The organism is Frateuria sp. GZRR35 (genome assembly GCF_051900415.1).
Taxonomy (GTDB): domain Bacteria; phylum Pseudomonadota; class Gammaproteobacteria; order Xanthomonadales; family Rhodanobacteraceae; genus Frateuria_A.
Window position 1 is genome coordinate 222,907 of record NZ_JBHZGL010000001.1, and the last position, 26,374, is coordinate 249,280.

Below are 26,374 nucleotides of genomic sequence, written 5' to 3' on the forward strand. Positions count from 1 at the left end.
GTTTTGTGTTACAAGTCATTGATTTCTATATCACTCTACACGAAGACTTTCGATCTTGCGCTTGCGCCGGTCCTCTGGCGGGAGCCGCCAGTCGTTGCCGAACAGCGCCGGCTCCCAGCTGCCGTAGGTGGGGTTGGGCAGCACGAACCAGCGCTGGCCGATCCAGTCCAGATACGGCTTGACCGCCGACTCGCGGCCCGCGGGCGTGTTCTGCGCGATATCCAGGAAATCGCCCAGCTGGTCGCCGAACTGCATCAGCACGCGGTAGTGCCGGCTGACCCATTGCCGCCGGCAGCCCTTGTCCGAACCGTGCGCGGTGCAGCCGGGCACGGTCGTGCCCAGGCCGAGCAGGGCATCTGGCCCGGCCACCGGCACGCCGACCTGGCGCAGGTTGGCCAGGGTCGCCTCGTCCAGCGCCTTGTCGCGATTGGAAATGAAGATCACCTTGACCCCGTGCGCAGCCGCGTCACGGGTGAAGGCCACCACCCCGGGTACGGCACGGGCGCGCGCCTCGCGACACCACGCGTCCCAGCTGGCCTGGTCGAACGGGGCGTGCGTGCGGACCAGGCGCGCCTGGTAGGGCGAGTTGTCCAGCACCGTCTCGTCCACGTCCAGCACCACCGCCGGCGGCAAGCCGCGGACGGGCCGGGTGCGATCGGCCGGGGTCAGCGCGTCCCACTGGGCGTCGGCCAGCGCGGCGGCAAGGTGTTCCCGGGCGTCGCGGTAGGTCTGCAGGTAGATCAGGTCGTGCTCGACCGCGTTCTGCACCCAGGCGGTGGCGTTGAGGTTGTCGTCCGCGGGCACTGCCGCAGCCATCGGCCGGGGCGTCGGCGCGGCCGTGCAGCCGGCAAGCAGGAGCAGGGCGGCCAGGGCGGGCAGACGCGAGGTCATCGCTTTGGAATCCTTGTGCGCACGAACGGCCCGCCAGTGTACGCCAGGCTGGCAGGCGGGCCGGCCTGCTGCGAGACTGGGGCTCCCCTCCCCAAAGCCGTGGCCCATGGCCCCCAACCCGTCCCTGCTGCGCGAACCCTCGCGCGCCACCCGGATCGCCAGTTACGTGCTGGCCGGCATCGCGCTGGTGCTGGTGATGGAGCTGCACCTGCTCTCGGCATTGCTGGCCGGGCTGTTGGTGTACGAGCTGGTGCAGACGATCAGCCCGCTGCTGGAGCGGCGCCTGTCCGGCCGGCGTGCCCGCGTGGTGGTGGTGGCACTGATCGGCGCGGTGGTGGTGGGGCTGCTGATCCTGCTGGCGCTGGGCGCGATCAGCTTCTTCCACAGCGAGATCGGCAACCCGCAGGAGCTGTGGGACAAGCAATTGATGCCGCTGGTAGAGAAGGCGCGCGAGCAGTTGCCTGCCGCGCTGGTCGGCTCGCTGCCGGACAGCGTGGACGAGCTGCGCGTGATGGCCGGTGAGCTGACCCGCAAGCACGCGGCGAGCCTGCAGCTGGCCGGCAAGGACACCGCGCGCGGCTTCGCCCACGTCATCATCGGCCTGGTGCTGGGGGCGATCGTGGCGCTCAGCCACAGCGCCGGCCCGAGCCACCAGCCCGGCCCGCTGGCGGCGGCGCTGGGCCAGCGTTGCAACCGCCTCGCTGATGCTTTTCACAACATCGTGTTCGCGCAGATCAAGGTTTCGCTGATCAACACCATGTTCACCGCGATCTTCCTGATCGGCGTGCTGCCGCTGATGGGCATCCACGTGCCGCTGGCCAAGACGCTGGTGGTGGTGACCTTCGTGGTCGGTCTGCTGCCGGTGATCGGCAACCTGATCTCCAACACCGCTGTGACCATCGCGGGCCTGTCGGTGTCCCTGGGCGTGGGCATTGCCGCGCTGGTATTCCTGATCCTGATCCACAAGCTGGAGTACTTCCTCAACGCGCGCATCGTCGGCACCCAGATCCGCTCGCGCGCGTGGGAGCTGCTGATCGCCATGCTGGCGATGGAGGCGGCCTTCGGCCTGGCCGGCCTGGTCGCCGCGCCGATCTACTACGCTTACCTGAAGAGTGAGCTGGAAGGCGAGAATCTCTTGTAGGAGCCCGCTTGCGGGCGATGCTCTTGGATACGTCGGGCGGAGGCATCGCCCGCAAGCGGGCTCCCACAACGTGGTTGGCCCGCCCAGCCAGATGGCATTCCAATAGGGGTAGGCGAGGACGTGGTTGGCCAAGCCCGCACGCACCGGGTTCGCCACGAGATACCGGGCGGCCTGCCGCACATTCTCCTCCGCGCGCAGCGCGTGGTCGCGGAAGCCGCGGTCCCAGACCGGCCCCTCGACCCATCGGGCGTCATGCAGGGCGCGGCTGAGGACGCCCTTGAAGCGGTTCATCACGCGCTCCAGCGGTTCGTCGCCCAGGCGCAGCAAGCCATGCCAGTGGTCGGGCATCAGCACCCAGGCCAACATCTCCGCATCGGCTCAGGTCGGTTGTGCGGCGATAACGCGGCAGGCGGTGCGTGCGGGTTCGGTTTCGGCGAACCTGGGTTGGCGGCGGCAGGTGGTGGTCGTGAGCAGGTAGACCTGACCGGGAATGGATGTGCGGCCGCGGCGCAAGGCACGGCGGCCGGTGGTGGGGAATGCAGGCATGAGTGCAGCGTGGCGCATCGGCGTGACTTGGGCCGAGAGCCGCGGCTGTCAACAAGGGTGGGCGACGCACTCGTGCTTTTGTAGGAGCCCGCTTGCGGGCGATGCTCTTGTGCGACTGACCGAAAAGCATCGCCCGCACGCGGGCTCCTACAGGGGTCGGCCTATTTGCCGGCGAGCATCGCGGCGATCTTCGCCATGTGCGACTCGGCAGTCTCGCGCACGATTTCCTTGTCCGCTTCGGGGTCCTTGCCCTGCCAGTGCAGGTCGGCCTGCGGCAGTTCGTGCAGGAAGCGGCTGGGCTGGTTGGTGTGGATCTCGCCGTAGCGTTTGGTGCGTGCGGACCAGGACAGCGTGAGCAGCTCCTTGGCGCGGGTGATGCCGACGTACATCAGGCGCCGCTCCTCGTCGATGCGGCCCTCGTCGATGGCGCCCTCATGCGGCAGCGTGCCCTCCTCGCAGCCGACGATGAAGACGAAGCGGAACTCCAGGCCCTTGGCCGCGTGCATGGTCATCATGCGCACGGCGTTGCCGGGTTCGTCGCGGTCGGCGTGACTGAGCAGGGCCAGCTGCGCGGCCAGGTCGCCGGCGCTGTTGCCCTTCTGCATGGCGCGGAACCAGTCGGCCAGTTCCTGCAGGTTGGCCAGGCGGCGGTCGCGCAAGCTCGCGTCGGGCGTGCTGGCGGCGATGTGCGCGGCGTAGCCGGTGCGCTTGAGGATGCGCTCGACCAGATCCGCGGCGCTTTCGTGCAGCGAGGCACTGCGCAGTTCGTCGAGCAGATCGGAGAAGCCCGCCAGCGCGGCGGCCGGGCGCGGCGTGAGCTGGCGCAGCACCGCGTCGCTGCGGGTCGCTTCCAGCAACGAGCAGTGTTTCGACTGGGCGAGCTGGCCGAGCTTCTCCAGCGTGGTCGCGCCGACTTCGCGCTTGGGCACGTTGACCACGCGCAGGAAGGCGGCGTCGTCGCTGGGGTTGGTCAGCAGGCGCAGGTAGCAGAGCAGGTCCTTCACCTCGGCGCGGTCGAGGAAGGACAGCGCGCCGGTCAGGTGGTAGGGAATGCGTGCCAGACGCAGCGCCTTTTCCAGCGGACGGGCCTGGAAATTGCCGCGATAGAGGATGGCGATGTCGTGCCAGCGCGCCTTGTGCTTTTCCGCGAGCGTGGTGGCGATGGCGGCCACCTTCTCGGCCTCGTGCTCGGCTTCCTTGCACTCCAGCACGCGGATCGGCGCGCCCTCCGGGTGCTCGCTCCAGAGCTTCTTCTCGTGCAGGTGCGGGTTGTTGGCGATCAGCTGGTTGGCCGCGCGCAGGATGCGCTTGCCGCAGCGGTAGTTCTGCTCCAGCTTGATCACGCGCAGGTTCGGCCAGTCTCGGCCGAGCTGGTCGATGTTCTCCGGGTTGGCGCCGCGCCAGGCGTAGATCGACTGGTCGTCGTCGCCCACGCAGGTGATCCCGCCACGCTCGCCGGTCAGCGCTTTGAGCAGCCGGTACTGCGCATCGTTGGTGTCCTGGTATTCGTCCACCAGCAGGTAGCGCAGGCGCTCGCGCCAGGCGTCGCGGCACTCGGTGTCGGACTCCAGGATGCGCAGCGGCAGGCGGATCAGGTCGTCGAAGTCGACTGCGTTGAAGGCGGCCAAACGCTGCTGGTACATCTGGTAGATCGTCGCCGCCTCCAGCTCGCGCGGAGCGCGTGCGGCGGCCAGCGCATCCTCCGGCGTCAGGCCCGCGTTCTTGGCGCGGCTGAGCAGGTTGCGGATGCCGAACAGCACGTCCGGCTTGGCGCCCTTGGGGGCCAACTCCTTGACGATGCCCTCGCTGTCGTCGGCGTCCAGCACCGAGAAGCCGCGGCGCAGGCCTGCGCGGGCGTGCTCGATCTGCAGGAACTTCAATCCCAGCGCGTGGAACGTGCACACGGTGAGCGACGCAGCGTCCTCGCTGCTGACCAGCTTGCCCACGCGCTCGCGCATTTCGCGCGCAGCCTTGTTGGTGAAGGTGATCGCGGCGATGCGGTTCGCGGCGAGCTTACGCCGCTGGATCAGGTGGGCGATCTTCTGCGTGATCACCGAGGTCTTGCCGGAGCCGGCGCCGGCCAGCACGAGCAGCGGGCTGTCGCAGTGTTCGACGGCGGCCAGTTGTTGCGGATTGAGCATGGAGCGAACGGCGGTGCGGGCGGAGACCGATGGTAGCAGAGGCCCTCTGGCGCCCCGGGGCGCATCGGCCATAATCGGTCGGCAATCACAGATACGCCCGGGGGAGCGCGGATGGAGCGGGAAACGGCAATCGAGTCATGCGACGTGGCGATCATCGGCGGCGGGCCGGCGGGTAGCACCGCCGCGGCGCTGCTGGCGCGGCGCGGATACAAGGTCATCGCCCTGGAGAAGGAGCGCCACCCGCGCTTCCACATCGGCGAATCGCTGCTGCCGATGAACCTGCCGGTGCTGGAGCGCCTGGGCGTGCTGGACAAGGTGCACGCCATGGGCGTGTTCAAGGCCGGCGCCGACTTCGAGGCCGACAACGAGCGCGGCTACAACGTCTTTTCCTTCGGCCGCGCGTTGTGCAAAAGCCCGCCGCACAGCTACCAGGTGTGGCGGCAGGACTTCGACAAGATGCTCTACGACCACGCGCGCGAGTGTGGCGCCGATGCGCGCGAAGGGCAGCAGGTGGTCGCCGTCGACCCGGCCGGTCCGCGGCAGACGCGCCTGGAGGTGAAGAGCGACGAGGGCGAGCGCTACACCATCGAGGCGCGCTACCTGATCGACGCCAGCGGCCGCGACGCATTCCTTTCGACCAGGAAAAAGCTCAAGCGCAAGAACCGCCAGCACCAGAGCGCGGCGCTGTTCACCCGCTTCAGCAACGCGGCGCGGCGCCCCGGCGAGGATGCAGGCAACGTCAGCATCTACCGCTTCGAGCACGGCTGGATGTGGATGATCCCGTTGCCCGACGGCAGCATGAGCGTCGGCGCGGTGTGCTGGCCGGAGTACCTCAAGCGCCGCCGCGGCGACATCCGCGAGTTCCTGCTCGACACGCTCCGGCAGAACGCGCAGCTGTGGCAACGGCTGGAAGGCGCCGAACCGATCGACGAGATCCGGGCAGCCGGCAACTACTCCTACGATTCGACGCAAATGGCCGGTCCCGGCTGGATGCTGGTCGGCGATGCCTTCGCCTTCCTCGACCCGGTGTTTTCCTCCGGCGTGTTCCTGGCGATGGACGCGGCCGAGCGCGCGGTCGAGGTGGTCGATGGCGCATTGCGCGAACCCAGGCGCGAGGCGGCGCTGCAGCGCGCGCTGGAAAAACGCCTGCGCAAGGGCATGGCGCGCTTCGCCTTTTTCATCTATCGCTTCAACGAGCCCGTGATGCGGCGCATGTTCGCCTCGCCGCGCAACACCTGGCAGCTCGAACAGGGCGTGATCTCGATGCTGGCCGGCGACCTTTTCGACCCGCCGCCGGTGCTGCTGCGGCTGCGCGTGTTCAAGATCGTCTACGGCGTGACCGTAATGAAGAATCTGCGCCAATGGTGGGCCGGCCATCGCTACCGCCTGGCGCAGGCGCGCGCCGAATAGTCGCCTACAATGCGCCGTTTCCGCTGACCGGCCTCGCCGCCTCATGGCCAAGTTCTACTTCTATTACTCGGCAATGAATGCCGGCAAGACCACCACGCTGCTGCAGAGCGCGTACAACTATCACGAGCGCGGCATGCGCACGCTGATTCTCACGCCCGCGCTGGACAATCGCTTCGGCGTGGGTGTGGTGGCTTCGCGCATCGGCCTGAAGGCCAACGCGCGGCGTTTCGGTGCGGGCGAGGACCTGTTCGCGCTGGTGGAGAAGGACATCGCCGACCGCGGTGCGCTGCATTGCGTGTTCGTCGACGAGGCGCAGTTCCTCTCCAAGGCGCAGGTGTGGCAACTGTCCGACGTCGTCGACCGGCTCAACATTCCGGTGCTCGCCTACGGCCTGCGCACGGATTTTCGCGGCGAGCTGTTCGAAGGCAGCCGCTACCTGCTCGCCTGGGCCGACAACCTGGAAGAGATCAAGACCATCTGCCACACCGGCCGCAAGGCCACCATGGTGGTGCGCGTGGACGAGCAGGGCCGCGCGGTGACCGAAGGTCCGCAGGTTGAGATCGGTGGCAACGACCGCTATGTCTCGGTCAGCCGCGCCGAGTTCAAGCACATCACCGAGGGCCGAGGTCGCATCGAACTGCAGCAGAGCGTGCTGCCGCTCGACGATCGGCCCTGACGCTTCGCCTTGCCGGGCGCCCTCTCCTCAAGGACACCCCATGACCGCAACCCCGGAAGCCTGGCCTCGCCCCTACTGGCAGCCGAGCGATGAAACCCTCGTGCTGCACTTCTACGTCTTCGGCCGTTTTGCCCAGGACCTGGCGATTCCCGCCGCGCGCTACGCGAGCCGGGGCCTGCCTGACGGCATGGGGCTGCAGCGCTTCGGCCACAACGCGCTGCGTGGCTGGGAGGGCTATCCGCTCAAGGGCGCGCTGGGCGAGCTCCTGAAGGAAGACGCCCCCGATGCCTTTGACCGCGCCCGCGCCGCGCCGGATGTGCTGGTGGTGCGTGGCGAGCTGGCCGACCGCGACAGTCTGGACTACCTGCGCGACACGATGGGCGTGCTGGCCGGCCTGCTGGACGTGGGTGGCGCCGCGATCCTTGATCCGCAGATACTCACCCTGTTCGACGCCGAGGCATGGCGCCAGCATTACCTGGTGCCTGGTGGCGCGCCGCCGCGCAACCACGTGCTGATCCTGCGCAACCCGGACGACGAGGGACGCTCGCACATCCACACGCGCGGCCTGCGCAAGTTCGGCCGTCCCGACCTGAGCCTGCGTCACGTCCCCGATGCGCACGCCGGACAGGCCGGCATGCTGTGCGAACGGCTGGTGGAACTGCAGGCGCTCGGCGCCCACTTCGCCGAAGGCCAGCCGCTGGAGGTCGAAGGCCTGCCTGGCGAACTGGTGGCGCACCTGGGGGGCAGCCTGGACGATCCGCGCTTCAACAACACCCACGTTGCCTTCGACTGGCCGGCGTAGGTCGGCTCCAGCCACCATCGGCGCCCGGCACGGGGCGGTGGCGGGTGGACGTTCGCCCGCTCAGCGCTGGCAGCGTGGGCACCAGAACGTCGAGCGCTGGCCGAGCACGGCCTGGCGGATCGGCGTGCCGCACGCCTTGCACGGTTCGCCGGCGCGGCCGTACACGTTGAGTTCGCGGAAGAAGTAACCGGGCGCACCGTCGGGATTGAGGAAATCCCGCAGCGTGGTGCCGCCCCGCTCGATCGCCCAGCCGAGGATGCGCTTGACCTCCGCCGCGAGCCGCGCGTAGCGCTCGCGCGAAACGCGGCCGGCCGCGCGGCGTGGGTCGATGCCGGCGGCAAACAGCGCCTCGCTGGCGTAGATGTTGCCCACCCCGACCACCACCGCGTTGTCCATCAGGAAAAGCTTGACCGCGGCGCTGCGCCCGCGAGAGACGTGCCAGAGCAGGTCGCCATCGAAGGCGTCAGTGAGCGGCTCGGGGCCGAGCGCGGCGAGTAGTTCGTGGGTCTCGCCCGGCGGCTGCCAGAGCAGGCAGCCGAAGCGGCGCGGATCGGTGAAGCGCAATACGCGTGCGGGGCGGCTGGCCTCTGCGGCGAGCTCGATATCGACGTGGTCGTGCGCGCCCAGCGGCGCGTCGGGCGGCAACACGCGCAGCATGCCGCTCATCCCCAGATGCATCAGCGCGCTGCCGGCGCGGGTGTGCAGCAGCAGGTACTTGGCGCGACGCTCGACGGCCTCGATGCGCTGACCGGGCAGCAGTTCGCTCACCTCGTGCGGGATCGGCCAGCGCAGGTCCGGGCGACGCAGCACCACCCCCGCGACGCGGCGGCCCTCGACTTGCGGAGCGATGCCGCGGCGGGTGGTTTCGACTTCGGGAAGTTCGGGCATGGTGATGGATGTTCGGGTGAGGGCCGGGGCAAGGTTGCCCCCATCCGCCCTGCGGGCACCTTCCCCCGTCTTCACGGGGGAAGGATCGTTGGCTGTTCCCTGGCGGAGGTCAGGGGTGCTTCGAGTCGGCAGTCTTGGCTGATCCGATTCTTCCTGGCGCGAGAGGGCGATTGCAGAACGAATGGGGTTTGCCTCAAGTCTGCCAGCTTGCGGCTGACCCGGTCCTTCCCGCGCGCGCGGGGGAAGGTGCCCGAAGGGCGGATGGGGGAAGCCTTGCCTCAGGCCTCCCAGTCCACATGGAAACTCCCGGGCCGATCGACGCGTTCAAACGTGTGCGCACCGAAATAGTCGCGCTGCGCCTGCAGCAGGTTGGCCGGCAGGTGCTCGCTGCGGTAGCCGTCGAACCAGGCGATCGCCGATGCCAGGCAGGGCGTGGCGACGCCACAGGCCACCGCGGTGGCGACCACTTCGCGCAGGGCCTGCTGGTAGCGCGCGGCCGTGTCGGCGAAATAGGGATCGAGCATAAGGTTGGCAAGGTCCGGGTCGCGCGTGTAGGCCTCCATGATCCGTTCCAGGAAGCCGGCGCGGATGATGCAGCCGGCGCGGAAGATGCTGGCAATGGTGGCGTAGTCCAGGTCCCAGTCATGTGCCGTGGAGGCGGCGCGAAGCTGCGCGAATCCCTGCGCGTAGGAGACCAGCTTGCCCAGGTAAAGCGCACGGCGTACCGATTCGACGAATGCCGCGCGATCCCCGGCGAAGGCCGTCGTGGGTCCGTGCAGCACGCGGCTGGCGGCGAGGCGCTCGTCCTTCTGCGCCGACAGGCCGCGCGCGAACACCGCCTCGGTGATAAGCGGCAATGGCACGCGCATCTCCAGCGCGTCCTGGCAGGTCCACTGGCCGGTGCCTTTCTGCAGGGCACGGTCGAGGATCATGTCGACCAGGTCGTTGCCGCTGTCGGGATCCTTGCGGGTGAAGATGTGCGAGGTGATTTCGATCAGGTAGCTGTCCAGTTCGCCCCGGTTCCAGTCCGCATAGACGCGCGCCAGTTCGGCGTTGGACAGGCCCAGCACCTGGCGCAGCACCGCGTAGCTTTCGGCGATCAGCTGCATGTCGCCGTACTCGATGCCGTTGTGCACCATCTTCACGTAGTGGCCGGCACCGTTGGGGCCCATCCAGGCTACGCAGGGCGTACCGTCCGGCGCGCGCGCGGCGATCTCGGTGAGGATCGGTTCGACCCTGGCGTAGGCGTCGCGCGGGCCGCCCGGCATGATCGACGGGCCGAGCAGCGCGCCTTCCTCGCCGCCGGAGACGCCGCAGCCGATGAAGTTGAAGCCGGTCGCCTGCATCGCTCGCTCGCGGCGGATGGTGTCGCGGTAGTAGCTGTTGCCACCGTCGATCACGATATCGCCCGGCTCCAGTAGCGGCGTGAGCGCCTCGAGCATCGCGTCGACCGGCGGCCCAGCCTTGATCATCAGCAGGATGCGCCGCGGGCGCTCGAGCGATGCGACGAAGGCGGGCAGTTCGTGGAACGGCACCAGGCGGCGGTCGGGATGGGCGGCCATGACCTGGTCGGTGAAGGCGCCGTCGTGGTCGTAGACGGAGACCGCGTGCCCGCGGCTTTCGATGTTCAGCGCCAGGCTGCGTCCCATCACGCCCATGCCGAACACACCCATCACCTGCTGGCTCATCGCGCGCTCCTTCGGTCTTCGATCCGTTGGATATGGGACCGCCGCGCGCACGCCACAAGCGCCGGCGCCTTTCGCAGGAGCGCACCGTGTGCGCGGCACGGGGGCGGCTTGCGGTCGCGCACAGGGTGCGCTCCTACAGGATCAGTGGATGCGCTCGGCGTCCCGCGTGGCCGGGCGCGGTGTGTAGCGCAGCGGCACGAGTGCGATCCGTTCGCCCACGCGCACGTAACGCAGCGGTCCGGTCACGGCGGTGGTGCCGAAATCCAGCACCTGGCCATCCAGCGTGAGCTGCGCGACCGGCGGCGCCAGGCCGATTTTCCCCGCCTGGAAATCGGTCGCCGGCCGCCAGCTGACGACCGGCGCCTGCGCGATCTCGGTCAGCTCCTGCAACCGGCCATCGTCAGCGCGCTTGCCGTCGGCCTGCCACCAGTGGCCATCGTGGCGACGGTAGCTCTCCGGGGGCTGGCCGGACAGGGTGAGGGTGACCGAGGCGATCGCGGTTGGGTCCAGGTCCAGCAGCGTGCCGGGCGCCTGGCGCTGGTCGTGCAGGTACTGCACGGCGGCCAGCGCCAGCAGCGCCAGCGCGATCGCGCCGACGATCCAGCGCTGGCGTGCCTTGCGCCGCATCAACGCCGGCGCCGGCGCCAGGTCAGCGCGCCGCCGATGATCAGGAGCAGCAGCGGCAGCGCGATCAGGAAGCCCAGGCTCACCACGTTGAGTTCGGTCTGCGAGAGCTCCAGCACGCGGTCGGGTGCGCCGCGCGGCGGCAGGCTAACCAGCGCGTCGTCGCCGAGTAGCCAGTCGAACACGCGTTCGCCCAGTGCGCGGTTGCCGCCGTTCCCCAGGAACGTGTTGGACAGGAAATCACCGTCGCCGATCACCACCACGCGCTGCTGGCTCTTGTCCGGACTCGGCGACAGGCGCGACAAGGCCAGGCCGAAGGCCAGCGGCCCCTTCAATTCGCCGGCCGCAGCATCGAAACGAATGGTCGAGCTCGATGCACTCTCGATCGGCTGGAACTCGGTCCAGCTCTGCGGGCCCGATTCGAGGAAGTCCTGCACCGCCCAGTCGTTGCGGTTGACCTGGGCCAGCGCGGCGACCTGCGGGAACAGCGTGGTGAGCATGAAGCCGCGCGTGATCGCATGCGGCGGATAGGCGCCCAGTGCGATCAGGCGCGGATCCTTCAGGCCCAATGCGGCGCCGCCGCCATCGACCAGCACGCCCGGCAGCACGCGCAGGCCCAGCGCATCGGCGAGCGGTGCAAGGTTGAGGTCGCTGTTGGCCGGCTCGGTGAGCCACAACAGGTTGCCGCCATTGGCCAGGTAATCGACCAGTGCACGCACGGCGCCCGGCGCGAGGGCCAGCGAGGGGCTGGCCAGCACCACCAGGTCGGTGTGCTGCGGGACCGCAGTGACCTGCGCGAAGTTGAGCGGCACCGCACGCATGCCGCGGCTTTCCAGCTGCGCCATGAAGGTGCCCACGTCGGCGTTGGCCTGGCCGTCCGCGCGGCGTTCGCCGTCGCCGGTGACGAAGGCGACGATGCGCTCGCCGCCGCGCGCCAGCCGCTCCAGCGCGTTGGTCAGGCTGCGCTCGGACAATTCGTCAAGCCGCTGCTCGCGGCCGCGGTAGCGCACGATGATCGCGCCATCGACGGTGATGCCCAGCTCGCGCATCTTCGCCGGGTCCTGTTGCGGGTCGACGAAGCGCAGCGTCAGGTCGGGCTTGGCCCGGCGGTAGCGTTCGAGGAAGCCGGCGATCGTCGGGCGCAGGTCGCCCTGGGGGTTCGCATAGCTGACGATCTCGACCGGCCCGTCGAGCTGGTCGAGCACGGCGTGGCTCTCCGGCGACAGGCTGGCGCGCCCGCCCGCGGTCCAGTCGGCGACGAAGACGTGCCGGGTGGTGAGGTAGCCGATAGCCCCCGCGCCGACCAGCATGGCCAGCGCGAACAGCCAGACGTCCAGGCGTCCGAATAGCGTGCGCATCAGCCGCGCTCCCGTTCAGCCGCGACGCGGCGGATCGCCAGCGCCAGGCAGACCACTGTAAGCAGCGCGAACCACGCCACGTCGACGCTGGTCACCAGCCCGCGCAGCAGCGGCTGCAGGTGCGAGCTCATCGCCAGCCAGTTGATCGCGCCGCCTTCCATGCCGGCCAGCTGGGCGCCCATGTTCACCGCCCACAGTCCCAGCGTGAGCACCAGCGCGGCGGCCGCGGCGAGGGCCGGATGCGAGGCGAATGCCGAACAGGCCAGCCCCAACGCAGCAAGCGAGGCGAGCAGCAACGCCATGCCGAGCGTGGCGGCGGCGAGCTTGCCCCAGTCGATCGCGGTCGCGTGCGCCAGCGCCGCCGGCATGGCCAGCACCAGCGCCAGCCAGGCCAGCAACCACACCAGCAGTGCCGCGTACTTGCCCAGCACGATGCGCGAGGGCGACAGGCCCATGCCGAGCAGCAGCGCCAAGCGCCCCTCGCGACGCTCGCCGGCAAGGGCCGACATCGACAACAAGGGCACCACCAGGAAAGCGAGCTCGGCCAGCTTGGCCAGCAGCGGCACGGCCACCAGGTCGGTGTAGCCGGGGCCGTCGGGCAAGGCGGCCAGGCGGATCTGCGCGGCGAGGAAGCTGCCCAGCAGCAAAGTGAAGTTCCACGCCAGCCAGGCGAGCGTAAGCGCGCCGAGCACCCAGGCGAGTGGACGCACGAACAGCCGGCGCAGCTCCAGTCGCGTCATGGCCAGCGCGCTCATGCGGCCGCCTTCGTGGTGGCGATGGCGAAGAAGCGCTCCTCGAGCGCGGCGTTGTCGCCGGCGTCCAGCGTGCCCGCATGGCGCAACGAGCCGTCATGCAGGATTGCCACGCGATCGCACACCGCGGTGACCTCCGCCAGCACGTGGGTGGACAGGATCACCGCGGTGCCGGCGGCGGCCTGTTCGCGGATCAGCGCGCGCAGCGCGGCGACCTGCACCGGATCGAGCGCGTTGCCGGGCTCGTCCAGCACCAGCAGCGCCGGCTGGTGCAGCAGCGCGCAGGCCAGCCCCAGGCGCTGGCGCTGGCCCTGCGAGAGCACGCCGGCGAGGCGGCGTTCCAGCGGGGCCAGTTCCAGTCGCTCGACCATGCGCGCGCATGCCTGCCTGAGCGCCGCGCCCTTGAGCCCACGCAGGCGACCGTGCGCGTCCAGATGTTCCCCCACCGTCAGTTCCTGCCACAGCGGGGCACGTTCGGGCAGCCAGCCCACCAGGCGGCGCGCGAGTGCCGGCTGCTCGGCCAGGTCCTCGCCGTCGAGCAGGATGCGCCCGCCGTCGGGCGCCAGCGCGCCGGCGATCATCGACAGCGTGGTCGACTTGCCCGCGCCGTTGACGCCCAGCAGGCCCAGCACCTGGCCGCGATCGAGCGTGAGGTCGAGGTCGCTAACCGCGGCCCGTCCGGCGCGGCGGCGGCTGGCTTTCTCCAGCGTTAACAGCGGTTGTGGCAGAGTCATTGCATGATTGTCACGGTGCCCCCACGTTTGCACAACCTGCGGGGCGCTTCACGCATGCGCGAAGTGCAAAGCGCCATGCTGGCGGGTACGGAAACCCCTCCGATAGACTGCCTTTCCACTTCCCCGGTGCTTTCCTGATGCTCGACGCGGTGCTGAACTTCCTCTCCAACGGCGTGACCCACGCCAGTTGGCTTGCCATGCTGGTCTACATGCTGGTGATGACCCAGCTCACCATCTTCACGGTGACGCTGTACCTGCATCGCAGCCAGACCCATCGCGGGGTGGATTTCCATCCGGTGCTGGCGCATTTCTTCCGGTTCTGGGGCTGGTTGACCACCGGCATGGTCACCAAGGAATGGGTGGCGGTGCATCGCAAGCACCACGCCAAGGTGGAGACCGAGGAGGATCCGCATAGCCCGATGATCTACGGCATCAAGAAGGTGTTCTGGGACGGCGTCTCGCTGTACCGCGACGCCTGCGAGTCGAAGCAGGACATGGAGCAGTACGGTCGCGGCACGCCCGATGACTGGGTCGAGCACAAGCTCTATGGCGCGCACCCGTACTGGGGCCCGACCCTGATGCTGCTCATCAGCCTGGCGCTGTTCGGCGTGATCGGTGCGGCGCTGTGGGCCGTGCAGATGATCTGGATCCCGTTCTGGGCGGCCGGCTTCGTCAACGGCATCGGCCACTGGGCCGGCTACCGCAACTTCGAAAGCGCCGACACCGCGCGCAACCTGCTGCCGTGGGGTTTCTGGATCGGTGGCGAAGAGCTGCACAACAACCACCACGCGTTCCCGAGCTCGGCCAAGTTCGCCCTGCGCAAGTGGGAGTTCGACATCGGCTGGGCGGCAATCTGCGGCCTGCGTGCCGTGGGTCTTGCCAAGGTGCTGCGCGTGGCGCCGGCGCTGGACGTGCGCCCGAACGTGAACCTGCCCGACGCGGAGACGCTCAAGGCCGTGCTGACGCATCGCTTCCAGGCGATGACCGACTATTACCGCGGCGTGATCATGCCGACCCTGCGCGAGGAAGCTGCCCACGCCGGCGACAACCTCAAGGCGATGCCGCGCCGCATGCGCCGTGCGCTGGCCGACGGTGGCCGCTGGCTGGACAGCGAAGGGAGCGCGCGCCTGCAGGCCGTGCTGGCCAAGCGTCCCACGCTGCGCACCGTGTGCGATTTCCGTAACCGCCTGGCGGCGCTGATGGAGCAGCGCGGTGCCGAGCAGACGCTCAAGGGCCTGCAGCAGTGGATCGCCGAGGCCGAGCAGAGCGGCATCCGCTCGCTGCAGGAGTTCGCGGAGCGGCTGAAGGGTTACCGCGTCGCCAACGCCTGAGCGACCCGATGCAGGACAAAAGGCCCGCCTCCATGGCGGGCCTTTTTTTTGCCTTGCTTAGGATGGGCCTCAGCCCACCGCTCTGGTTCTGCCACCGGCCGCTGGGCTGAAAGCCCACCCTACGCGGTCCAGCGTTACAGCTTCGCGGGGCCGCGAGACAACCAGCGGTCGATCGTGCGCTTCTCGTAGCGCAGCGGGTCGGTGTTGGAGAACCCGCCCGGGCTGTCGTGCATGAAGCCCAGGTCGGTGAGTTTGCGATCGCCCTCGCGGATCACCTGTCCCTGGCCATCGAGCAGGCGGAAGTGCAGTGTGATGCGCGGGGGATAGACGTCCCTGACGATGCGCACCGGCTGCAACGATCCCACGGTGGGCGCATAGGAGCCGGCGCGGTCGATGTCGGTCACGACGATGTCGAGCGTCTGGCCTTGCTCGAGCTCGGTGGCGGCGCGCTTCTCGATATAGGTCTTCAGCGTCTTCAGATAACCCGAATCGGCGCGCGAGGGCGCGAACGCCCGCACCTCCTTCGTTTCGGTGAAGTTTTCGGGGTGGTCATAGCGGACGCTCACGGTGCCGGCGGCCGCCGCTGCGGTGGATGCCGCAAGCGCGAGGGCCAGGCCGAGAGCGGGGCGGAGCGGAAGCTTGGACATGGCGTATCTCCGGTGATGACGCGACGCTGGACGGGGGAGGGGACGCAAACGCGGCGAGGTTTCCCGCCAGCGTGGAAACGCCCGGACGCGCGCCCGGTGGACAGTCTCGCCGAATCGGTGTTTCCCTGAGCTAGTCGAGGAAGCGCCAGGCGTGCGCCGTCTCGGGCAGTCGGCAGCTCGCGCGCTGCCCGAACAGCCGGTACCGGTGGCGGGCCACCCAGCGATAGGCCGGATCGCGGCAGGCGCGCGGGATCGCGTGCAACAGCGACGCGGCCAGGCGCCAGCGCCCGCCGAAGCCGCGCAGGACGCGCGCGATGGCATCGGTGTCGGTATGTCCGCATCCGCCTTGCACCAGCAGGAACGACACCGGGTCGTCCGCCGACAGGCCATGCGCCGCGAGCAACGCGCGCCCGTGCGCACCCTGCATCGCGGCCAGGCGGAAGCGGCCCGCGCGATCATGCCGGAGCACGAAGTCGACCCAGCGGCTGCACAGCACGCAGACCCCGTCGAAAACGATGATCGCGGCCTGCTCAGCCACCGACCGGCTCCAGCCAGCCGCGGTAGGCGACCAGCCGTCCCACCAGCGGCAGGTGTGTGTCGATGTCGAAGACGTAACGGCCCGCCTGTGCACTGCTGCGCGAGCGCACCGCGCCGAACCAGGCGCGCGGCAGCGGCAGGCCCAGCAGGCTGCCGCCGCGCAGTTGCCAGTCGATCGCGTCGTCCGTGCGGCGCAACTCGAAGTGCAGCGTCACCGGGCCGAGCCGTTCGTACAGCTGCGCGCCACGCGGGTTCTGGAAAAGTCGGGAGTGCATCCGGCCGTGGGCGAAGCACCGCGTCCAGGCCTCATGGCCCGGATGCCGTTCGATCGACACTTCGACGGGTTGCGCCATCCCCGGCTCGGGCAGGCCAAGCAGCCGGCGCAGGAGTCGGGCCGGCAGGTGCATCGCGCCGGCCACGTCGGCCTGGCCGATCGCCCGCATGCGCAAGCCGTCGCCATGCATGCGCCGCACCGGCGCCGCCAGCGCGTGCCATTGTTCGCCGAGCAGCGCAGGGAACAGGGCCTCAGCCATGGCGCGCATCATAAAGCGGGGCGGCGGCTTTTCGTGCGGCCAAAAGAAAACCCGCCGTGGGGCGGGTTCTCTTCGAAGATCACTTGATCTTGCCTTCCTTGTAGATCACGTGCTTGCGCACGACCGGATCGTACTTCTTGAACTCGAACTTTTCCGGCGTGTTCTTCTTGTTCTTCTGCGTGGTGTAGAAGTGGCCGGTGCCGGCCGAGGAGATCAGGCGGATCTTGTCTTGGGTCTTGTTAGCCATGGTTCAATCCTCAGACCTTCTCGCCGCGGGCACGCAGCTGGGCGATCACGGCCTCGATGCCATTCTTGTCGATGGTGCGCAGCGCGGCGTTGGAAACGCGCAGCTTCACCCAACGGTTCTCGCTGGCGACCCAGAAGCGGCGCTCATGCAGGTTCGGCAACCAGCGGCGACGGGTCTTGTTGTTGGCGTGCGAGACGTTGTTGCCGGTCTGCACACCCTTTCCGGTGACTTGACATACACGGGCCATGAGGGCCTCCGTAATCGGTAGTTTTGACCGCCCGTTGGCCAGGACGGCATCGGCCCAGCGGCGCTTGCGGCGCCACGCGATGCTGGAGGGTGTTGCGCTTCGAGAGGGGCCGGCTTGCGTTTCCGCATCGCGTCGCGGAAGCCCGAGGATCGGGGCGGCCCTGGATCGAGCCGCGTATTCTCCCGGAAAAACAGCATCCTGCGCAAGTCATTCCGGCCGCCGGGCGATGGCGGGGCGACCGGATGTATGGAACAATCGCCCTCTTTGCTCCGCCGCACTCACGAATTCGAGGGATTCCAAGATGGCTGAAGTCACGCCCGCCAACGACCAGGCCGCCGGCCAGGCCACGCCGCAGCTGATGCTGCAGAAGATCTACGTCAAGGACGTGTCCTTCGAGGCGCCCAACGCGCCACAGATCTTCCAGGACATCGGCGAGAACGACCAGGCCCAGCCGCAGGTGCAGCTGAACCTTGGCCAGCGCGCCACCGACCTGGGCAACAGCCTGTACGAAGTGGTGCTCAGCCTGACCTTGACCTGCACCATCGGCGAGCGCACCGCCTACTTGGCCGAAGTGCACCAGGCCGGCGTGTTCGGCATCGCCGGCTTCAGCGAGCAGGACCATGCCGGCATCATCGGCAGCTACTGCCCGAACCTGCTGTTCCCGTATGCTCGCCAGGTGATTTCCTCGCTGGTGCTGGAGGGCGGCTTCCCGCCGTTCCTGCTGCAGCCGATCAACTTCGACGCCCTCTTCGCGGAACAGCAGCGCCGCATGGCCGGTGGCGGCGAGGCGCCGACGCTCAACAGCTGACGCACGCAAATCATGCGGGACCAACCGATCCTCGCGGTGCTAGGCGCCGGCTCCTGGGGCACCGCGCTGGCCGCGCTGGCTGCGCGCAACGGGGTCACCACGCGCCTGTGGGGCCGCGACCGCGCGGCGCTGGCGGCGATGGCCCAAAGCCAACGCAACCAGCGCTACCTGCCTGACCTCGAACTGCCAGCCGCGCTCGGCTACGAGCCCGAGCTGGCGGCGGCCGTGCGCGATGCCGACATCGTGCTCATCGTGGTGCCCAGCCACGCCTTCGCCGCGATGCTGGACGAGCTCGCGCCGTTGCTCGGCCCCGACACCGCGATCGCCTGGGCGACCAAGGGCTTCGAGCCGGGCACCGGCCGCTTCCTGCACGAGCTGGTGGCGCAGAAGCTGCCGGGTCGCGCGGCCGCGGTGGTGACCGGTCCGTCATTCGCGCGCGAAGTCGCCGCGGGGCTGCCCAGCGCGGTCACCGTGCATTCGGACGATCAGGCCTTCGCCAAGGCGCTGGCCGCGCTGCTGCACGCGCCCAACTTCCGCGCCTACTCGGGCAACGACGTGCTGGGCGCCGAGCTTGGCGGCGCGATGAAGAACGTGCTTGCGGTGGCCACCGGCGTGGCTGACGGCATGCAGCTGGGCCTCAATGCCCGCGCCGGGCTGATCACCCGCGGCATGAACGAGATGCTGCGGCTGGGCCTGGCGCTCGGCGCACGGCCGGAAACCCTGATGGGCCTGTCCGGTCTGGGCGACCTGGTGCTGACCTGCACTGGCGATCTCTCGCGCAACCGGCGGCTCGGCCTGGCGCTGGGCCAGGGCATCGCACTGGACGAGGCGGTGCGCCAGATCGGCCAGGTGGTCGAGAGCGTGGTCACCGCGGACGAGGTGTCGCGCCTGGCCGAACAACACGGCCTGGATTTGCCGATCGCCAACGGCGTGCGCGCCGTGCTGCACGGCGAGGTCACCCCCGTCGAGGGCGTGCGCATGCTGATGGCGCGCGAACAGAAGCCCGAATACCCGCAGGGCCTGTTCGGCACTGCCTGACCAGGCGCCGCGCATGTAGGAGCCCACTTGTGGGCGATGCTCCTGTTCTTGTGCACAGAGCAAAAGCATCGCCCACAGTGGGCTTCCACGGTGGCTTGGCTGGTTGCGCAGGAACTTGCACCCTCGACGCGCACACCACCCATCCCCTTGCTAAGCTCGTTGTTTTGGCCGGCAAGGCGGACCGCACGCGCATGCAGCAACCGGACGAAAAGCAGCCTGCCGATCGTGCCTCCCCTGCGGAGGACATGGCCGGAGGCGGCTTGCCGCCGGCCTGGCGCCGCCTGTTCAAGCCGGTCACGCCCCCCGCCACCGAAACCCAGGTGCTGGGCTTCTTCCTTGAAGTCATGCCCGAGGACGGCGCCGCCTGGGCCTACCTGGACGTGGCGCCGGTAGCGCTGGGCGTGGCGGAGGCCGGCCGTTATGTGCGCCCGGTCCCGCTGGACAGCCGCCACCTCGCCCAGGCGCCGCTGCAACCGCACGAACAGCACCTGGCCGCCGCCTTGCTCGGACTGCCGCAGAACATGCGCAAGGGCCGCACCTACGTGCGCCTGGCCGGTCACATCGGCGACGCGCTGCTGGCGCAGATGCTCGATACCGCGCCTTGTTTCCTCGGCGGCCTGGCCGGGCTGCGCCTTTCGCGCGGCAAGGCGCATCCGCTCAACTGGCATTGGCACCTGGACCAGGACGGCAGCCAGCGCCTGCTGCCCACGCTCGGCCACAACCAGCGCCTGCTGCGGCTGGATTGCCTGTGGTACCTGGATGCCGAACGCGCCACGCTGGGCCTGCTCGAGGCGGACAAGCGCGAAAGCCACTGGCTGGACCTGCCGCCGCTCAAGCACGAAGCCGGGCGGCCGCTGCTGAAGGCCCTGAAGAACAGTCCGCTTGGCCACCGCCTGCCCGCACCGCAGGTGTTCGACGAACTGCGCCGCGCGGAGCTCGCCCCCAAACCGGTGCTGACCTTGCACGCGCTGACCCGCCATGCGCGCCTCGCCGCCGGCACGCCGCCGCTGGCGTACGCGCGGCTCGCGTTCGATTACGCCGGCGAGCGCCTGCCGGGCCGCGGCGGCGAACCGCTAGTGCGCCGCGTGCGCAACGGCCATCTGGTCGAAATCACGCGCCGACGCGCGGAAGAGCTCTCGGCGATGGAGCAGCTCGAACGCGCCGGCCTCACCCCGGGCGTGGATACCGAAGGCCTGCCCTGGGACCTGGCCGACACCTTGCCCGAGGACGCCTGGCTGTTCCCCGGCAAGGGCTACGCCGGTGCACTGGAAGTGAACACGCCGGCGCGTTGGCTGGCCTTGCGCGGCAAGCTCGAAGCCGAAGGCTTCCAGCTCGACTACGCGCCGAGCTTCCCGTTCGAGGTGCTCGAAGGCCCGGTGCGCTGGTACGGCAATGCCACCGAGGACGCCGACGACCACGCCTTCGACCTGGAGATCGGCATCGAGGTCGAGGGCAAGCGGCACAACCTGCTGCCCGCGGTGGCACAGGCGCTGGCCGAGCACCAGTTGAACCTGAGTCCTGCGCCGAACGAGCCGGAAGATGCGGTCTGGTATGCGCCGGTAGACGAGCGCCGCCGGGTACCGGTGCGCCTGAAGGAACTGCGCGGCCTGCTCGCGCCGCTGGCCGAATATCTCGAGCGCCCGAAGAAGAAGCTGCACCTGCCGCGCGTGCAGGCCGGTCGCCTGGAAGAGCTGGTCGAGGCGCTCCCCAGCGGTGGCGAGCTGCGCGCGCCCGAGGCGCTGCGGGGTTTCACCGCACGCCTGCGCGATGCGGCCGAGCGCGCCAGCGATGTGGTGCCCGAAGGGCTCACGGTCGAACTTCGGCCGTACCAGCGCGAGGGCCTGCGCTGGCTCAATGCGCTGGCCGAGGCTGGTGTCGGCGGCGTGCTCGCCGACGACATGGGCCTGGGCAAGACGCTGCAGCTGATCACCCACCTGCTCGCGCTCAAGCAGCGTGGCGCGCTGGCGCAACCGGCCCTGGTGGTGGTGCCGACCAGCCTGATCCCGAACTGGCAATCGGAGATCGCCCGCTTCGCGCCGGACCTCACGGTGCTCGCGTTGCACGGCCCGCAACGCAGCGGCGATTTCTCGCAACTGGGCGCGCAGGACATCGTGCTGACCAGCTACGCGTTGCTGCCGCGCGACGTCGTGACGCTGCGCAAGCAACCGTTCGCGCTGATCGTGCTGGACGAGGCGCAGCAGGTGAAGAACCCGCGCACGCAGGCGCGCCGCGCCGTGCTCAGCCTGCGCGCGCCGCGCTGCATTTGCCTGACCGGCACGCCGCTGGAAAACCATCTGGGCGAACTGTGGTCGCAGATCGACCTGGCCGTGCCGGGCCTCCTCGGTGACGAAGGCGCGTTCCGTCGCCACTACCGCGTGCCGATCGAGAAGCAGCGCGATGAGGACTGCCAGGCACGGCTCAACCGCCGCCTCGCGCCCTTCATCCTGCGCCGCACCAAGGCGCAGGTGGCGTCCGAGCTGCCGCCCAAGACCGAGATCACCCGCCGCGTGGTACTCGACGGCCGCCAGCGCGAGCTGTACGAAAGCCTGCGCCTGACCCTGGCCGAGGAGCTGCGCGAGGTGATCGCCCAGCGCGGCATCGCGCATTCGGGCATCGTCGTGCTCGACGCGTTGCTCAAGCTGCGTCAGGTCTGCTGCGATCCCCGCCTGGTCAAACTCGAGGCCGCGCGCGGCGTGCGCGAGTCGGCCAAGTTCGAATTGCTGATGGACATGCTGCCGGCGCTGCTCGCCGAAGGCCGCAAAGTATTGCTGTTCTCGCAGTTCACCGAAATGCTCAAGCTGATCGCCGCCGAGCTGGACCGCAAGCGCATCCGCTACGTCATGCTCACCGGCGAGACCCGCGACCGTGCCGAGCCGGTGCAGCGCTTCCAGGAGGGCGCCGTGCCGCTGTTCCTGCTCTCGCTCAAAGCTGGCGGCGTGGGCCTCAACCTCACCGCTGCCGACACTGTGATCCACTACGACCCGTGGTGGAACCCGGCCGCCGAGGCGCAGGCCTCCGATCGCGCCCATCGCATCGGCCAGGACAAGCCGGTGTTCGTGTTCCGCCTGATCACCGCCGACACGGTCGAGGAGCGCATCGAGGAGTTGAAGGCGCGCAAGGCCGAACTGGCCGAAGCGGTGCTCGAAGGTGGCGGCGCGCGCGAGAAGCTCAGCTTCGACCAGGACGACCTGGACGCGCTGCTCGCACCGGGCTGAAGCCCTCGCACGCCGGTCCGGGATGGCCCGGCGGATCAGCGCAGGCCAGGCCGCGCTCCCTTTACGCGGCGATGACGCGCGCGCCGGGCAACCGGCCTAGACTGCGCCGGACGCCCCGTCGGAAGGAATCCGCTCATGCGCTGGTCGATCCTTGCCTTGCTGGTTGTCGCCGTACCCGTGTTCGCCGCGGTGCCTGGCCCCGAACGTCCGCTTACCGACCCGCATGCGCTGCAGTCGCCGTCGGTGCCCGGCGCCGGCCCCGTACCGATTCCGGACCTGTTCTACAGCCGTGGGTACTGGGGCGCCGCGTGGTCGCCGGATGATCGCCAGGTCGCTTTTTCCACCAACTTCACCGGCCGCTACAACCTGTGGAAGGTCGACGCGGCGGGTGGCTGGCCGATCCAGCTCACCCAATCGGAGGATCGCCAGCTCGGCGCCGCCTGGTCGCCCGACGGCCAGTCGATCGTGTTCCAGTCCGATCATGGCGGCGATGAGATGTACCAGTTGTACCGGGTGCCCTCGGCCGGCGGCCAGGTGGTCGCGCTGACCTCCGACCCCAAGGTCAGCCACACCGAGCCGCTGTTCTCGCCCGACGGGCGTCAGCTGGCATTCGACCGCAAGCCGAAAGAGGCGCCGGTCAACGACGTCGTAGTGCTCGACCTGGCCACGCGCGCGGTGCGGCAACTGACGCACGAGGCCAGCGGCAACCATCTGTGGCAGGTGTTCGCCTGGAGTCCGGACGGCCGCTCGCTCTACGCCAACCGCACCAACGCCGCGTTCACCGATTCGAGCGTGTGGCGGATCGACCTGCGCGACGGCCGCACCACGGAATTGACGCCGCACCGGGGTGACGCGCTGATCGTCGGTAGCGCGGTGTCGCCGGACGGCCGCTGGCTCAACGCCACCTCGGACGTGCGCGACGGGCACAGCCAGGCGGTGCTGATCGATCTCTCCAGCCACGCGGTGCGCTGGATCACCGACGGCCCATGGGAGGCCTTCACCGCCGGCTTCTCGCCCGATGGCGGCAGCGCTGCCTACATGGTGAACGCCGACGGGCGCAGCGACCTGTTCCTGTACGACGTCGCCAGCGGCCGATCGCGCAAGTTGCCGCTGGCGGCGGGCCTCAACGTGTTCGCCGGCAACCCGTCGGCATTCTCTTCCGACGGCACGCGCCTGCTGGTCACGCACCAGAGCTCCTCGCAGCCGGGCGAGGTATGGATCGCCCCGGCCAACGGCGGCGCGCCGCGCCAGCTGAGCCATGGCGTGCTCGCCAGCCTCGCCGCGGCCCGCTTGCCCGAGGCGAAACTGGTCCACTACAAGAGCTTCGACGGCACGGTGATCAGCGCGTTCGTCTGGCTGCCGTTCAACCTCAAGCGCGACGGCACGGCGCCGGCCGTGGTGCTGCCGCACGGCGGCCCGACCGGGCAGACCGTGGATGCCTTCTATCGGGACGCGGTCGCGCTGGCCTCGCGTGGCTACGTGTGCATCGCGCCCAACGTGCGCGGCTCGACCGGTTACGGCATGGCCTTCCAGAAGTCCAACGTCAAGGACCTCGGCGGTGGCGACCTGAAGGACGAGCTCGCGGCCGTGGATTTCCTGCTCGCCAGCGGCTACGTCGATGCGAAGAAGGTTGGCATTTCAGGTGGCTCGTACGGCGGCTACATGACGTTGATGGCGATCGGCAAGACGCCCGAGGTGTGGGCCGCCGGCGTGGACTCCTACGGCATCATCAACTGGCTGACCATGGCACGGCACTCCGATCCGTTCCTGCAGCAGTACCTGCGCGCGCTGCTGGGCGACCCGCAGAAGGATCGCGCCATCTACGAAGCCGCGTCGCCGTTGACCTACCTCAAGCAGGCCCGTGCCCCGCTGCTGGTGTTGCAGGGTGACAACGATATCCGCGTGCCGAGGGAAGAGGCCGAGCAGGTGGTCGCGTTGCTCAAGGGCGCCGGCCACACGGTGGACGCGCACTACTACCCGCACGAAGGGCACGGTTTCGCGCGCCGGGAAAACCAGATCGATGCGCTGGAGCGTACGGTCGCGTGGTTCGATCGTTACCTGAAGGGCGCGAAGCCGGCCGCGTCCCGCGACGCGCCCTGAGTCGCGTGCGGCGTCGCGCGTGCGGCGCCACACGGACCACCGGTTCAATCGCGCGCGGCGACTTCGTCGACGTGGTAAAGCAAATCGGCCGGGTCCTCGTACACGCGGAAGGCGCCCGCGCGCTCCAGCTCCTCCTGGCCGTAGCCGCCGCAGAGCAGGCCCAAGCCGAGCGCGCGGCAGCGTTGCGCGGCGAGCATGTCCCAGATGCTGTCGCCCAGCACCAGCGCGTGCTGGATATCCACGCCCAGCCGGTCGGCGGCGGCCAGGAACAGGTCGGGATCGGGCTTGGCGTGGCGTACGTCGTCGCGTGTGATCACCGGTACCTTGTCCGGATCGACGCCCAATGCCTCAAGGTTGTGTGCGGCCGTCTGCATGCGGCCGCTGGTGGCGATCGCCCATGGCAGGCCGGCCTCGGTGAGCCAGGCCAGCAGCTCGCGCGCGCCGGGCAACGGCCGCACGCCGCCGGCCTCGGCGCGGCGCGTGAACGCCTCGGCGTGCCAGCGCCGTAGCCGCGCCACCCGGTCCTCGGTGATCTCGATGCCGGTCTCGCGCAGCAGGATGCGCGTGAACAGGCCGCCACTCATCCCGATCTTGCGGTGGATGCGCCAGACCGCCAGCTCGATGCCTTCGCGGTCGAGGGCCTCCTTCCACGCCAGCACGTGCTGGTAGACGCTGTCGACCAGGGTGCCGTCGAGGTCGAACAGGAACGCGGTGCGCGGGCGGGTCATGGGCTCTCCCGGAAAGCAGGCGTTGTATCCAGCAGCCCGATCTTCTGCAGGCCCGCACGCAAGGCGGCGCGCTGCGCGTCGCCCGGCCAGCCGACGACCGTGTCCACTACGCGCCCCTGGCGCAGGAAGTAGAACGTCGGTGTCGCGAAACGGGAAACGAAAGGCAGCCCGGCATCCTCGTGCAGGACGACCAGCGGTTGCGCGGGATGTGCGCGGTTCCATGCCACGAGGGCGTCGAAGGCGACGATGTCGTGGGCCGGCGCCACCCATTGCGCGTGTTTGCTGAATAGCTCGCGCAACAAGGGATCGGCACCAATGCTGCGTGCGGCGGCTTCGGAGAAATGGCAGCCGGTGGATCCGAGCACCACCACCTGGGCATCGGCATCCAGGTGGAATGGCTGGCGCCACAGGTCGCGCCCACCGCGTGCGACCCAGAGACTCGCCGAATCGGACGCGATGGGCGCGTCGTGCAAGGTCGGCGGCGGTTGGCGATCCAGGATTGGATGGGCGGCGAGCAGGGCACGCGCTTGATCGGGGCGATGCGCGGCCAGCAACGCATCGTAGAGCGCATCGACGTGTGGACGATCGAGCCGACCCCGCCGTTCGAGCTCGGCGACATCGCGTTGCATGTCGAGCAGGTAGCGCGTCTGGGTGGGATCGATGCGGGCCAGGCGATCGGCCGCGCGCAACAGCAACTCCACGTCGCGGTCGCCGAGCGTGCGCAACCTGGCCTGCGCCGGTGCAAACGCGCGAGCGTAGACCGCCACGGCGGCGGGTTTGCCAGACGCCTCCGGCGAGGCGCCGACCAACTCGTCGTAGGCCACATCGAGCGTCGCTACGCGCGCACCGGCCGGGCGTGGGCGGGTGCGTGTGGCCAGCCCGGCGGCGTAGCGCTCCGCGCCGAACAACCGCAACACGTTCCATGCCTGCTCCCGCGTCAGGTCGTACGTGAGGTCATCGAAGCTGAAGCCGCCAAGCCCGCGCTGGCCGAACACCAGGCCGGCGAGAAAGCGCCGCTGGCCCGCAGGGCTGAAGGCGCTGAGCGGCGAGGCGGCCGGTGGCGTGTCATGCCGGTACGCGTCGAGCTCGACGCGCGAGGCGATCGGCATGTCCGGCCAGCGCAGCGGCGGAGCGAGCGTGACGGCGGTCGCTGGCGGCAACGGCTGCGCCGCCCAGGCGAATGGCGTCCACGCCCATGCGCAAGCCAGCGCGAAACCGAAGAAAGACTGTCGGGTCATCGCCATCCTCCCTGGGGTTGCGTGGAGGATAGCCGCGCGGCGCTCAGGCGATGT

At 69.3% G+C, this 26,374-nt stretch carries 25 protein-coding genes and 1 pseudogene; 9 read left to right on the forward strand and 17 right to left on the reverse strand.

Annotated features, from left to right (window positions below; all coding sequences use genetic code 11):
- Window positions 1-30: 30 nt before the first annotated feature.
- Window positions 31-891: a 5'-nucleotidase, lipoprotein e(P4) family gene (locus ACFWZ3_RS00935; RefSeq protein WP_439705911.1), complete on the reverse strand. Its 861-nt coding sequence runs from the start codon at window positions 889-891 to the stop codon at window positions 31-33.
- A 106-nt stretch (window positions 892-997) separates the two neighbouring features.
- On the opposite strand from ACFWZ3_RS00935, the gene ACFWZ3_RS00940 reads away from it, so the two are divergent.
- Window positions 998-2,032 (forward strand): AI-2E family transporter, encoded by a 1,035-nt coding sequence (locus ACFWZ3_RS00940; protein WP_439705912.1) that lies wholly within the window; start codon window positions 998-1,000, stop codon window positions 2,030-2,032.
- Window positions 2,033-2,143: 111 nt separating this feature from the next.
- Here ACFWZ3_RS00940 and ACFWZ3_RS00945 read toward each other — a convergent pair.
- The 3 genes and pseudogenes from ACFWZ3_RS00945 to ACFWZ3_RS00955 all read right to left on the reverse strand — a co-directional run.
- Window positions 2,144-2,398, reverse strand: a pseudogene (locus tag ACFWZ3_RS00945) (REP-associated tyrosine transposase); the annotation flags it as partial.
- 12 nt (window positions 2,399-2,410) lie between these two features.
- Window positions 2,411-2,578: a hypothetical protein gene (locus ACFWZ3_RS00950; RefSeq protein WP_439705913.1), complete on the reverse strand. Its 168-nt coding sequence runs from the start codon at window positions 2,576-2,578 to the stop codon at window positions 2,411-2,413.
- 161 nt (window positions 2,579-2,739) lie between these two features.
- Complete coding sequence (locus tag ACFWZ3_RS00955; RefSeq protein WP_439705914.1) at window positions 2,740-4,719, reverse strand: UvrD-helicase domain-containing protein; 1,980 nt, start codon at window positions 4,717-4,719, stop codon at window positions 2,740-2,742.
- 111 nt (window positions 4,720-4,830) lie between these two features.
- Between ACFWZ3_RS00955 and ACFWZ3_RS00960 the strand changes: the two genes are divergently transcribed.
- From ACFWZ3_RS00960 to ACFWZ3_RS00970, 3 genes are read left to right on the forward strand one after another with little or no spacing between them, the layout of a single operon-like run.
- Complete coding sequence (locus ACFWZ3_RS00960; RefSeq protein WP_439705915.1) at window positions 4,831-6,129, forward strand: NAD(P)/FAD-dependent oxidoreductase; 1,299 nt, start codon at window positions 4,831-4,833, stop codon at window positions 6,127-6,129.
- A 43-nt stretch (window positions 6,130-6,172) separates the two neighbouring features.
- A complete protein-coding gene (locus ACFWZ3_RS00965; RefSeq protein WP_439705916.1) occupies window positions 6,173-6,805 on the forward strand; it encodes a thymidine kinase in 633 nt (210 codons plus the stop codon).
- Window positions 6,806-6,845: 40 nt separating this feature from the next.
- A complete protein-coding gene (locus tag ACFWZ3_RS00970; protein WP_439705917.1) occupies window positions 6,846-7,607 on the forward strand; it encodes a hypothetical protein in 762 nt (253 codons plus the stop codon).
- Between the two features lie 60 nt (window positions 7,608-7,667).
- Here ACFWZ3_RS00970 and mutM read toward each other — a convergent pair whose 3' ends face one another.
- The 6 genes from mutM to ACFWZ3_RS01000 all read right to left on the reverse strand — a co-directional run bounded on the left by mutM (window position 7,668) and on the right by ACFWZ3_RS01000 (window position 13,651).
- Window positions 7,668-8,495, reverse strand: a complete 828-nt coding sequence (gene mutM / locus ACFWZ3_RS00975; RefSeq protein ID WP_439705918.1) for a bifunctional DNA-formamidopyrimidine glycosylase/DNA-(apurinic or apyrimidinic site) lyase — start codon at window positions 8,493-8,495, stop codon at window positions 7,668-7,670.
- Between the two features lie 278 nt (window positions 8,496-8,773).
- Window positions 8,774-10,183: an NADP-dependent phosphogluconate dehydrogenase gene (gene gndA, locus ACFWZ3_RS00980; protein ID WP_439705919.1), complete on the reverse strand. Its 1,410-nt coding sequence runs from the start codon at window positions 10,181-10,183 to the stop codon at window positions 8,774-8,776.
- Window positions 10,184-10,324: 141 nt separating this feature from the next.
- Window positions 10,325-10,810 (reverse strand): hypothetical protein, encoded by a 486-nt coding sequence (locus ACFWZ3_RS00985; protein ID WP_439705920.1) that lies wholly within the window; start codon window positions 10,808-10,810, stop codon window positions 10,325-10,327.
- Window positions 10,810-12,165 carry a GldG family protein gene (locus ACFWZ3_RS00990; protein WP_439705921.1) on the reverse strand — a complete coding sequence of 452 codons (1,356 nt, stop codon included), beginning with the start codon at window positions 12,163-12,165 and terminating at the stop codon, window positions 10,810-10,812. Before ACFWZ3_RS00990 ends, ACFWZ3_RS00985 begins: the two co-directional genes overlap by 1 nt.
- Window positions 12,165-12,920: an ABC transporter permease gene (locus ACFWZ3_RS00995; protein ID WP_439705922.1), complete on the reverse strand. Its 756-nt coding sequence runs from the start codon at window positions 12,918-12,920 to the stop codon at window positions 12,165-12,167. Before ACFWZ3_RS00995 ends, ACFWZ3_RS00990 begins: the two co-directional genes overlap by 1 nt.
- Window positions 12,917-13,651 (reverse strand): ABC transporter ATP-binding protein, encoded by a 735-nt coding sequence (locus tag ACFWZ3_RS01000; protein WP_439705923.1) that lies wholly within the window; start codon window positions 13,649-13,651, stop codon window positions 12,917-12,919. Before ACFWZ3_RS01000 ends, ACFWZ3_RS00995 begins: the two co-directional genes overlap by 4 nt.
- A 137-nt stretch (window positions 13,652-13,788) precedes the next feature.
- Here ACFWZ3_RS01000 and ACFWZ3_RS01005 point away from each other — a divergent pair, with 137 nt between their 5' ends.
- The gene (locus ACFWZ3_RS01005) at window positions 13,789-14,982 is read left to right on the forward strand and encodes a DesA family fatty acid desaturase (protein WP_439705924.1); all 1,194 of its coding nucleotides are present in this window, start codon (window positions 13,789-13,791) and stop codon (window positions 14,980-14,982) included.
- A 134-nt stretch (window positions 14,983-15,116) separates the two neighbouring features.
- Here the strand turns inward: ACFWZ3_RS01005 and ACFWZ3_RS01010 are convergent, their stop codons facing one another.
- The 5 genes from ACFWZ3_RS01010 to rpmB all read right to left on the reverse strand — a co-directional run bounded on the left by ACFWZ3_RS01010 (window position 15,117) and on the right by rpmB (window position 17,193).
- Window positions 15,117-15,629 carry a DUF3016 domain-containing protein gene (locus ACFWZ3_RS01010; RefSeq protein ID WP_439705925.1) on the reverse strand — a complete coding sequence of 171 codons (513 nt, stop codon included), beginning with the start codon at window positions 15,627-15,629 and terminating at the stop codon, window positions 15,117-15,119.
- Between the two features lie 130 nt (window positions 15,630-15,759).
- Entirely contained in the window at window positions 15,760-16,167 is a 408-nt protein-coding gene (locus tag ACFWZ3_RS01015; protein WP_439705926.1) for a thiol-disulfide oxidoreductase DCC family protein, read from the reverse strand.
- Window positions 16,160-16,699, reverse strand: coding sequence for a DUF4166 domain-containing protein (locus tag ACFWZ3_RS01020; RefSeq protein WP_439705927.1), 540 nt, complete (start codon window positions 16,697-16,699; stop codon window positions 16,160-16,162). The genes ACFWZ3_RS01015 and ACFWZ3_RS01020 overlap by 8 nt, the downstream gene beginning before the upstream one ends.
- A 79-nt stretch (window positions 16,700-16,778) precedes the next feature.
- Complete coding sequence (gene rpmG, locus ACFWZ3_RS01025; protein WP_017463578.1) at window positions 16,779-16,946, reverse strand: 50S ribosomal protein L33; 168 nt, start codon at window positions 16,944-16,946, stop codon at window positions 16,779-16,781.
- Window positions 16,947-16,956: 10 nt separating this feature from the next.
- Window positions 16,957-17,193 (reverse strand): 50S ribosomal protein L28, encoded by a 237-nt coding sequence (gene rpmB, locus ACFWZ3_RS01030; RefSeq protein ID WP_209619039.1) that lies wholly within the window; start codon window positions 17,191-17,193, stop codon window positions 16,957-16,959.
- Window positions 17,194-17,494: 301 nt separating this feature from the next.
- On the opposite strand from rpmB, the gene secB reads away from it, so the two are divergent.
- From secB to ACFWZ3_RS01050, 4 genes are all read left to right on the forward strand, one after another.
- Complete coding sequence (gene secB, locus ACFWZ3_RS01035) at window positions 17,495-18,001, forward strand: protein-export chaperone SecB (RefSeq protein WP_439705928.1); 507 nt, start codon at window positions 17,495-17,497, stop codon at window positions 17,999-18,001.
- 12 nt (window positions 18,002-18,013) lie between these two features.
- Window positions 18,014-19,039 carry an NAD(P)H-dependent glycerol-3-phosphate dehydrogenase gene (locus ACFWZ3_RS01040; protein WP_439705929.1) on the forward strand — a complete coding sequence of 342 codons (1,026 nt, stop codon included), beginning with the start codon at window positions 18,014-18,016 and terminating at the stop codon, window positions 19,037-19,039.
- Window positions 19,040-19,230: 191 nt separating this feature from the next.
- A complete protein-coding gene (locus ACFWZ3_RS01045) occupies window positions 19,231-22,254 on the forward strand; it encodes a DEAD/DEAH box helicase (RefSeq protein WP_439705930.1) in 3,024 nt (1,007 codons plus the stop codon).
- Between the two features lie 135 nt (window positions 22,255-22,389).
- Entirely contained in the window at window positions 22,390-24,354 is a 1,965-nt protein-coding gene (locus ACFWZ3_RS01050) for a S9 family peptidase (protein WP_439705931.1), read from the forward strand.
- Between the two features lie 44 nt (window positions 24,355-24,398).
- Here the strand turns inward: ACFWZ3_RS01050 and ACFWZ3_RS01055 are convergent, their stop codons facing one another.
- Both ACFWZ3_RS01055 and ACFWZ3_RS01060 read right to left on the reverse strand, forming a co-directional pair.
- Window positions 24,399-25,082, reverse strand: a complete 684-nt coding sequence (locus ACFWZ3_RS01055) for an HAD family hydrolase (RefSeq protein WP_439705932.1) — start codon at window positions 25,080-25,082, stop codon at window positions 24,399-24,401.
- Entirely contained in the window at window positions 25,079-26,320 is a 1,242-nt protein-coding gene (locus tag ACFWZ3_RS01060; RefSeq protein WP_439705933.1) for a hypothetical protein, read from the reverse strand. The genes ACFWZ3_RS01055 and ACFWZ3_RS01060 overlap by 4 nt, the downstream gene beginning before the upstream one ends.
- Window positions 26,321-26,374: the final 54 nt, after the last annotated feature.

What these genes read in the sequence shown, in the direction of transcription:
- ACFWZ3_RS00935 (WP_439705911.1), bottom strand. Translation starts at nt 891, where the DNA reads ATGACCTCGCGTCTGCCCGCCCTGGCCGCCCTGCTCCTGCTTGCCGGC.
- ACFWZ3_RS00940 (WP_439705912.1), top strand. Translation starts at nt 998, where the DNA reads ATGGCCCCCAACCCGTCCCTGCTGCGCGAACCCTCGCGCGCCACCCGG.
- ACFWZ3_RS00950 (WP_439705913.1), bottom strand. Translation starts at nt 2,578, where the DNA reads ATGCCTGCATTCCCCACCACCGGCCGCCGTGCCTTGCGCCGCGGCCGC.
- ACFWZ3_RS00955 (WP_439705914.1), bottom strand. Translation starts at nt 4,719, where the DNA reads ATGCTCAATCCGCAACAACTGGCCGCCGTCGAACACTGCGACAGCCCG.
- ACFWZ3_RS00960 (WP_439705915.1), top strand. Translation starts at nt 4,831, where the DNA reads ATGGAGCGGGAAACGGCAATCGAGTCATGCGACGTGGCGATCATCGGC.
- ACFWZ3_RS00965 (WP_439705916.1), top strand. Translation starts at nt 6,173, where the DNA reads ATGGCCAAGTTCTACTTCTATTACTCGGCAATGAATGCCGGCAAGACC.
- ACFWZ3_RS00970 (WP_439705917.1), top strand. Translation starts at nt 6,846, where the DNA reads ATGACCGCAACCCCGGAAGCCTGGCCTCGCCCCTACTGGCAGCCGAGC.
- mutM (WP_439705918.1), bottom strand. Translation starts at nt 8,495, where the DNA reads ATGCCCGAACTTCCCGAAGTCGAAACCACCCGCCGCGGCATCGCTCCG.
- gndA (WP_439705919.1), bottom strand. Translation starts at nt 10,183, where the DNA reads ATGAGCCAGCAGGTGATGGGTGTGTTCGGCATGGGCGTGATGGGACGC.
- ACFWZ3_RS00985 (WP_439705920.1), bottom strand. Translation starts at nt 10,810, where the DNA reads ATGCGGCGCAAGGCACGCCAGCGCTGGATCGTCGGCGCGATCGCGCTG.
- ACFWZ3_RS00990 (WP_439705921.1), bottom strand. Translation starts at nt 12,165, where the DNA reads ATGCGCACGCTATTCGGACGCCTGGACGTCTGGCTGTTCGCGCTGGCC.
- ACFWZ3_RS00995 (WP_439705922.1), bottom strand. Translation starts at nt 12,920, where the DNA reads ATGAGCGCGCTGGCCATGACGCGACTGGAGCTGCGCCGGCTGTTCGTG.
- ACFWZ3_RS01000 (WP_439705923.1), bottom strand. Translation starts at nt 13,651, where the DNA reads ATGACTCTGCCACAACCGCTGTTAACGCTGGAGAAAGCCAGCCGCCGC.
- ACFWZ3_RS01005 (WP_439705924.1), top strand. Translation starts at nt 13,789, where the DNA reads ATGCTCGACGCGGTGCTGAACTTCCTCTCCAACGGCGTGACCCACGCC.
- ACFWZ3_RS01010 (WP_439705925.1), bottom strand. Translation starts at nt 15,629, where the DNA reads ATGTCCAAGCTTCCGCTCCGCCCCGCTCTCGGCCTGGCCCTCGCGCTT.
- ACFWZ3_RS01020 (WP_439705927.1), bottom strand. Translation starts at nt 16,699, where the DNA reads ATGGCTGAGGCCCTGTTCCCTGCGCTGCTCGGCGAACAATGGCACGCG.
- rpmG (WP_017463578.1), bottom strand. Translation starts at nt 16,946, where the DNA reads ATGGCTAACAAGACCCAAGACAAGATCCGCCTGATCTCCTCGGCCGGC.
- rpmB (WP_209619039.1), bottom strand. Translation starts at nt 17,193, where the DNA reads ATGGCCCGTGTATGTCAAGTCACCGGAAAGGGTGTGCAGACCGGCAAC.
- secB (WP_439705928.1), top strand. Translation starts at nt 17,495, where the DNA reads ATGGCTGAAGTCACGCCCGCCAACGACCAGGCCGCCGGCCAGGCCACG.
- ACFWZ3_RS01040 (WP_439705929.1), top strand. Translation starts at nt 18,014, where the DNA reads ATGCGGGACCAACCGATCCTCGCGGTGCTAGGCGCCGGCTCCTGGGGC.
- ACFWZ3_RS01045 (WP_439705930.1), top strand. Translation starts at nt 19,231, where the DNA reads ATGCAGCAACCGGACGAAAAGCAGCCTGCCGATCGTGCCTCCCCTGCG.
- ACFWZ3_RS01050 (WP_439705931.1), top strand. Translation starts at nt 22,390, where the DNA reads ATGCGCTGGTCGATCCTTGCCTTGCTGGTTGTCGCCGTACCCGTGTTC.
- ACFWZ3_RS01055 (WP_439705932.1), bottom strand. Translation starts at nt 25,082, where the DNA reads ATGACCCGCCCGCGCACCGCGTTCCTGTTCGACCTCGACGGCACCCTG.
- ACFWZ3_RS01060 (WP_439705933.1), bottom strand. Translation starts at nt 26,320, where the DNA reads ATGACCCGACAGTCTTTCTTCGGTTTCGCGCTGGCTTGCGCATGGGCG.